Below are 6,108 nucleotides of genomic sequence, written 5' to 3' on the forward strand. Positions count from 1 at the left end.
CCGATCCTGCCCGCTGCGAGAGCCGCCATGCGCCCCCTGCCCTTCCTCGTCCTCGCCCTGTCGCTGATTGCGGCGCCACTTCTGCTCGCACGGCCCGCCGCGGCGCAGGATGTCGAGGCCGGGCAGCGCTCCTTCAACAAATGCCGCGCCTGCCACCAGATCGGCGAGGGCGCGCGCAATCTGGTCGGGCCGCAGCTCAACGGGCTGATCGGCCGCCATTCCGGCTCGGTGGAGGGCTATGCCTATTCCACCGCCAACAAGAATTCCGGCCTGACCTGGGACGAGGCGACCTTCACCGACTACATCAAGGACCCGAAGGCCAAGATTCCGGGCACCAAGATGATCTTCGCCGGCATCAAGAGCGAGAAGGAGATCCTCGATCTGATCGCCTTCCTGAAGCAATACGACACCGACGGCCGCAAGCCCTGAAGCCCGGCCAATGGGCGCATGGGCGACATGCCGCATATTTGAACAGAACACCCCTTCCATTTTCGCAGAGCGATGCAATATTCGTTCGGTGAGCCGCTCGGCCCGGCGATTCCCGCCGGCCCGGCCCGACGAATGAGGTTTCCCCGCCGCGATGAAGAAGGCCAAGCGCAAACCCGGAGAGCTGCGATCGCAGATTGCGGCCATGCCGGTTCGTCGCGGCCTCGACGGGGCGATGGAAATCCTGCTGCTGACATCGCGCACAACGCGCCGCTGGATCGTGCCCAAGGGCTGGCCGATCAAGGGCCTGGCCGACCACGTGGCGGCGGCGCGCGAGGCCTATGAGGAGGCCGGGCTGATCGGCCGGATCGGCCGCAAGCCGGTCGGGCGCTATCGCTACTGGAAGCGGCTGCGCGACCATTTCACCTTCTGCGAGGTGAAGCTCTATCTGCTCGAGGTGCAGCAGCAGCTGGCCGATTTTCCCGAGCGCGAGCAGCGCGACCTGCACTGGTTCAGCCTCGCCGACGCGGCCGATCTCGTCGACGAGCCCGGGCTCGGCAGCGCGATCCGCGACCTCGACCGCAAGGCCGCGCTGGCGGCCTGACGCCTCTTCGGTGTCGTCAGCCGGCGCGTGGCCGCGAGGGCGATCCCGCCGCGCGATCCCTCCCCTTCGCCCCCTCGGGCAGCGCCCATGGCTGATCGCCCGCGCGCGTCACCGCGTTCGGTGAGAATGAGGGGCAGCGGAGCGCCGCGAGGCGCGGGGTAGAGGGCCGCTTCCATTGAGCCAGGATGCGGCGCGGAGGGATTGAGCCACCCTCCGCACGCCCCGTGGCGCTCCGCTTTCGGCGATTTTAAAGCCACGGGCCGCGCTTATATGGAAGGCCTCGCCTCCGGTGTCTCGTCCGCCCGGTGGCGCTTCGGCCGCAGGCGTCGGATGGGAGGGGCTGATCCCTCGCCGGCCCGACACGGCCTTATCGCCATCTTGCTCGCGAAATGCCGTTCGCGCCGCCTTGCCGTCCAGCGAGCTCCTCGCACAGGGATCGTATTGTCCCCAGGGCGGTGCCCCGCAGCCTCCCGGGAGTGGATCGTGACTCCACCCGCAGGCGCCGACCCCGTCCCGGCCAATGGCACACCTCCGGTTGGCTGCCCCTCGGGGACGAGGTGGTGGGAGGTTAGGGGGAAGGTGGAAGGCGGGGATAAGTTTCTACGCAGAGGCGCCAGAACCGCGACACGAACCCCTCTCCCGGATGGGAGAGGGGCAGGGGTGAGGGACTGCCGTTGCCCCAGAAGGCGATCACTCAACTGCTTGCCGCCTTACGGATCATCGCCAGCACGGCATCCCGATCCCCGATAACGTCGGCATTCCGAAAGCGGATCAAAGTGAAGCCGTGTCGCTCGATCTCGGCCGTACGTTTCGCGTCATAATCAACCTCCCAGCCGTGCTGTTGGCCGTCGAGTTCGATGATCAGCTTTCGGTCGATGCAGAGGAAATCCACGGTGTAACCGAGGAGCGGCACTTGCCGGCGGAACTTGAGACCGTCCAGCTGGCGGTTGCGGAGGAGCGACCAGAGGATGTCTTCGGGTTCTGTGGAGTGGCGTCGAAGCTTTCGGGCGAAATGTCTTTGCTCGGTCGTCATGGCGCGGATGGTGGGGCCGCTCGTTTTTACAATCAACGGCAGGCCCTCACCCCTGCCCCTATCCCATCCGGGAGAGGGGTGCCCCGCGCTTCGCCTTTTCAGGTAGCGCCCGAACCGCGACGGCCTTCCTTCTCCCGGGTGGGAGAAGGTGGCGCGGAGCGCCGGATGAGGGTGTGCGGGTTCACCAGAAGGCGCCGCGGCGCCGTTGCGGCTCGGCGATCGGCGGCGCCTCCCTCATCGCCCCGCCCGTCATGGTCGGGCTTGTGGCGACCATCCACGTCTTCGCGCGGGATCGGAGGGCGAGGTTTTCGTCGTTGGCCCCGCCCGTCACGCACCGCGCGAGACGTGGATGCTGGACACAAGGCCGAGCATGACGCGGAGCGCCCGAACCGCGACGCTGCCTTCTCCCGGAGGGGAGAAGGTGGCGCGGAGCGCCGGATGAGGGTGTGCGGATTCAGCAGAAGGCGCGGCGGCGCCGTTGCGGCTCGGCGATCGGCGGCAGGCCCTCACCCCTGCCCCTCTCCCATTCGGGAGAGGGGTTCCCCGCGCCTTTTTCTACGCCGCCCAGAATTTCCGCGCCCCCGGCGGTAGCCTCTCCAGCGCCCGCTCGAAAGCCTCGGCGTCGACATGCCGGCGCAGCGCGCGGGCGACATCGGCGATGCCGGTTTGCGGCAGGAGGGTGTGGTCGTGGCGGTGGCCGATCGCCTCCCGCGTCAGCGCTGCGCGCTCGCCGAAGGGCTTTGGCGGCTGCGCCATGTCCCAGCCCTGCAGGACCATGGCGCCGAGCAGCGGCGGCAGGGCGTTGGCGAAGACGACGCCCTCGGCCGGCGTCAGCCGCGCCCGGAAGGTGACAAGCACAGCCCGCACCGCCGCATAGGCCTGATGCGTGGTGCCAAGCCCGAGCTCGTCCCGCGCATCGAGCAGGAACCGTTCGAGATCGCGCGAGGCGTGGACGAGGGCGGAGGGGACGGTCATGGCGCCCTTCTAGCGCGCCGCACGCGCCCCGTCATGACCGGGCTTGTCGCGGGCTCGGCACGAGGGCGAACATCATGGCAAGGCGCCGGAACCACGACGCCCTTTCCTTCTCCCGGAGGGGAGACGATGGCGCGGAGCGCCGGATGAGGGTGTGCCGCTTTCGCAGAAGGCGCGGCGGCGACGTTGCGGCTCGGCGATCGGCGGCAGGCCCTCACCCCTGCCCCCCTCCCATCCGGGAGAGGGGTTCCCCGCGTATGGCTTTGCTGCCGGAAGGTGACGAGCACGGCCAGCAGCGCCGCATAGCTCTGATGCGTGGTGCCGAGCCCAAGCTCGTCGCGCGCATCGAGCAGGAAGCGTTCGAGATCGCGCGAGGCGTGATGGAGGTACAGGGGATGGTCGCCCTTCTAGCGCAGCGTGCTGCATCGTCACGACGCGCTTAAATTCGCTGCTCGACCCAATCAAATAGACGACGAACCAGATCACCAGGCCGGGCGCCCGCTAGATCGAGCAGGGATTGAGAATTATGTCTCGCCAATCTTCCGCTTTTGGATAATTGTCTGACCATCAGAGCCATTAGTGTCTTTCCCCGAAGCAATCTTAGATAGTCATTCGATATAATTTCGTAGTATTTTTTATATATAGGATTTGCGTTAATTTCTTCTTTACTAGGTGCGACTAAAGTCATTTCACGGAAAAATTGGTTTGGATGCACATCTATAGCTGGACTGATATCATTCTCGATCAGAGACACTTCTTTTGCGTACCACCTGATAACGATGTCTAGTTCATTGAGAAATTCTTCCCTCTCTGAAGCTGTCATCATTAGCATAACTTCAATATCTCTTATGGCATCGTTCTCAATTGAGAACCCCTCTGTTGTTTTTAGAATATCATTCTGTAATAAATGAGGAACTCTTTTCATGACCCACAAATCTTTATCACATATAAATAAAGTTGGTTGTTCTCTAATTATTTTATGCCTTGATTTAAAAATACTGATGACACTTTCACGCCCGCCAACAGGCAATACAGAAACGCGATCATTCCCGTATCTATCTTCGATACGTCTATATAATATTATATCATCACTCCCCTCAACGACCACCGTTGGCAGATGAGATTTATTCAGGAGCGCAATAACTTCATCAATCGAAGGCTCAGCTACGCCGCGTTTACTAGCCATTGGCTAAATCTCGCCATCGCCGCGGTCTAAATCTATAGATATCTCTTTGTCGGGGAATTTACTATAAATAAACGGAGAATGAGTCGCTATGATAAATTGATTTGATGCTTTTTGCTTCATCAAAATAGGGAATAGCTGCCTCTGCCAATCGACATGAAGGCTCAACTCCGGCTCATCGACAAAAACAATACTATCTTCATTAAACGCATTATAACAAATAAACGACAACATCTGCTTCTCGCCCGCAGACAAAAGCTCTGAGTTGACTGCATTGGCTGCATCACCAAAGCGCAATGGAGCACCGATGTCGATTCCGGTTTTCTTAAAAAGGGATCCTACTAGTTTACCTACCTCCTCTATGGGAGACATCATTATTTCGCGTTGGGACTCCATTTTTTCAATTTCACTTTTAATCTCGTCCAACACGGCGTTTGCCGCTTCGACTTCATTTATATCACTTTCATCCGATCTATAGTCTCTAATCCTATTTATTATCTGGTCAGAAACATTTTGCTGAATTTTATTATAGCTTGTCGATAGATTCGCGTACCGTGTCAATAATATTCCTACAATATCTGCAGTAGATATAGCGGATACGAATGTATGCGTTCCATTAGAAAGTCGTTTTGATAAATTCGATAATGCATCTTCGATCTCGGATTTAGCTCGCACAGCGCCAAGAGCAGAAATTGAGGACGACCTGACACGACGGGACGATAAGCCAAAGCCCCCTTCGATACGCCTAAATGTTGGAAAAAAAACAGAACTACCATAATCCACAATAATAGGCTCAGCCTGAGCTTCAGCTGAATTTATTATATCGCCATCTGAATCCTCTTCATCTTCGAATAAATATTTCGTTTTATTTATCTCATTGAACTCAATTTTGCATGTTAAAATTCCAGTTCTTTGGATAATCAAATTATAATCAGTTGTTTCAAGTATAATATAATCAAATGGAACTTCTCTCAATGCAAGTATAATATTACCGCTCATTACATACCAAATTAACTTTAGTATGCTTGTTTTTCCAGAGCCGTTTCTTCCGGTCAAAATATTAAGATCATCATGGAAAAATGATGATATAACTCCAGGCCTATCAAGTAAGCCGGAAATCTCGACGCGCTTTATTTTCATTTATTCCTCCAAGAAACGATAATAGGCGCGGAAATTCGGTATTGCCGTAGCCTAACAATTGAGACGGGAAGCCGCCACCCTTACCCCCTACCTCCGCCGCCGCCTCTCCTCCGCCCCCTTGGGCCGCTGCTCCGGCACCGGCCCCATCTCGTCGAGCGTCGGCTTCCGCACCCGTGACGTGCCGGTGAGGAGCGGGGTCGCGCTGTCGCGCTTCGGGGCGGGGCGGGATTTCGGCTTGCCCTCGCCGCCGCCGAAATTATGCGGGCCCATATCGGCGTCGGTCGGCTTCCGCGCCCTCGTGGGAGGGAGATTGGCGCTGTCGCCGTAATCCCGCGTCCCCTTGTATTTGCCGGCGGAGGCTTCGACGTCGTTCTGGCGCGCCATCGGGTCGTCGCTGATGGCGAGTTCGGTGGCCTGGAGGCGCTTGATCTCGTCGCGCAGGCGGGCGGCGGTTTCGAATTCGAGGTCGGCGGCGGCCTCGCGCATGCGCTTTTCGAGATCGGCCAGGGCCGCCTTGAAGTTGTGGCCGGCGACGGGCTGGCTGAGACCCGCATCGACCGTGACATGGTCGCGCTCGTAGACGGAGCCGAGAATGTCGCCGATGGCGCGCTTGATCGTCTGCGGGGTGATGCCGTTCGCCTCGTTATAGGCGAGCTGCTTCTCGCGGCGGCGATTGGTCTCCGCCATCGCCCGCTCCATCGAGCCGGTGACGTGGTCGGCATAGAGCACGACCTTGCCGTCGACGTTTCG

General features: G+C 59.2%; 8 protein-coding genes. 3 read left to right on the plus strand and 5 right to left on the minus strand.

Annotation, left to right across the window (positions count from 1 at the left end; translation table 11 throughout):
• The first annotated feature begins 27 nt into the window (after nt 1-27).
• Both ACOJTB_RS09790 and ACOJTB_RS09795 read left to right on the plus strand, forming a co-directional pair.
• Nucleotides 28-429 carry a c-type cytochrome gene (locus ACOJTB_RS09790; RefSeq protein WP_420102340.1) on the plus strand — a complete coding sequence of 134 codons (402 nt, stop codon included), beginning with the start codon at nt 28-30 and terminating at the stop codon, nt 427-429.
• Nucleotides 430-631: 202 nt separating this feature from the next.
• Nucleotides 632-1,030: an NUDIX hydrolase gene (locus ACOJTB_RS09795; protein ID WP_420102341.1), complete on the plus strand. Its 399-nt coding sequence runs from the start codon at nt 632-634 to the stop codon at nt 1,028-1,030.
• Nucleotides 1,031-1,724: 694 nt separating this feature from the next.
• Here ACOJTB_RS09795 and ACOJTB_RS09800 read toward each other — a convergent pair.
• Nucleotides 1,725-2,063 carry an endonuclease domain-containing protein gene (locus ACOJTB_RS09800; protein WP_420102342.1) on the minus strand — a complete coding sequence of 113 codons (339 nt, stop codon included), beginning with the start codon at nt 2,061-2,063 and terminating at the stop codon, nt 1,725-1,727.
• Between the two features lie 555 nt (nt 2,064-2,618).
• Nucleotides 2,619-3,038, minus strand: a complete 420-nt coding sequence (locus ACOJTB_RS09805; protein WP_420102343.1) for a DUF2267 domain-containing protein — start codon at nt 3,036-3,038, stop codon at nt 2,619-2,621.
• Between the two features lie 254 nt (nt 3,039-3,292).
• Here ACOJTB_RS09805 and ACOJTB_RS09810 point away from each other — a divergent pair, with 254 nt between their 5' ends.
• Nucleotides 3,293-3,478 (plus strand): hypothetical protein, encoded by a 186-nt coding sequence (locus ACOJTB_RS09810; RefSeq protein ID WP_420102344.1) that lies wholly within the window; start codon nt 3,293-3,295, stop codon nt 3,476-3,478.
• Here ACOJTB_RS09810 and ACOJTB_RS09815 read toward each other — a convergent pair.
• From ACOJTB_RS09815 to ACOJTB_RS09825, 3 genes are all read right to left on the minus strand, one after another.
• Nucleotides 3,475-4,221: a DUF4435 domain-containing protein gene (locus ACOJTB_RS09815; protein WP_420102345.1), complete on the minus strand. Its 747-nt coding sequence runs from the start codon at nt 4,219-4,221 to the stop codon at nt 3,475-3,477. The genes ACOJTB_RS09810 and ACOJTB_RS09815 overlap by 4 nt on opposite strands.
• A 3-nt stretch (nt 4,222-4,224) precedes the next feature.
• On the minus strand, nt 4,225-5,358 hold the full coding sequence (locus ACOJTB_RS09820) for an AAA family ATPase (RefSeq protein WP_420102346.1): 1,134 nt from the start codon (nt 5,356-5,358) through the stop codon (nt 4,225-4,227).
• An 87-nt stretch (nt 5,359-5,445) separates the two neighbouring features.
• Nucleotides 5,446-6,108 (minus strand): UvrB/UvrC motif-containing protein (locus tag ACOJTB_RS09825; RefSeq protein WP_420102347.1); only part of this gene is annotated, 663 nt, incomplete at its 5' end.

Origin of the sequence: Allobosea sp., assembly GCF_048595345.1 — a bacterium.
Classification (GTDB): domain Bacteria; phylum Pseudomonadota; class Alphaproteobacteria; order Rhizobiales; family Beijerinckiaceae; genus Allobosea.